The organism is Dysgonomonas mossii (assembly GCF_004569505.1).
Lineage (GTDB): Bacteria > Bacteroidota > Bacteroidia > Bacteroidales > Dysgonomonadaceae > Dysgonomonas.
This window is the reverse complement of sequence record NZ_SPPK01000041.1, coordinates 1-498: the sequence shown is the minus strand read 5'-3', so window position 1 is coordinate 498 and position 498 is coordinate 1. Positions and strand designations below refer to the sequence as shown.

Sequence of the window (498 nt, the reverse complement as noted above, 5' to 3'; positions counted from 1 at the left end):
CTTGGTTCACTGGGTGTGATCATCGGAGCGATCATCATCCGTTACACGGGCTGGACGACGGTAGATGCAATCATCGCCGTGCTGATTGGACTGTGGGTCTTGCCGCGCACGTGGGTTCTTCTTAAGGAAAGCTTGAACATCCTGCTGGAGGGTGTGCCAAATGGGATGGACATTGCCGAGGTCAGGACCAGCATTGCCACAGTAAGCGGCGTGACGTCGGTTCACGACCTGCACATCTGGGCCCTGACCAGTGGCAAACCCAGCCTCACGGCACATGTCGTGCACGACCCTTCGTCCACTCCTGAGATCGTGCGGGAAGCCATCAACGCGATTCTTGCTGACAGGTTCGCAGTTTTTCATACGACGCTACAGATGGAGTCGGTTCCCTGTCGTCTGGCGGATGAGATGGACAGCTTTACGGCGCCGGCAAAGCACGTTGGTGGACAAGCAGAAGGCTATGCATAGCGCATACGCGAATCTGAGAACGCACTATCGTGA

The 498-nt window shown here is 56.4% G+C and carries 1 protein-coding gene; it reads left to right on the top strand.

Annotated features, from left to right (window positions below; all coding sequences use genetic code 11):
• Positions 1-465: cation diffusion facilitator family transporter (locus tag E4T88_RS18850; protein ID WP_135107555.1), on the top strand; the 465-nt coding region annotated here is incomplete at its 5' end.
• Between the last annotated feature and the right edge of the window lie 33 nt (positions 466-498).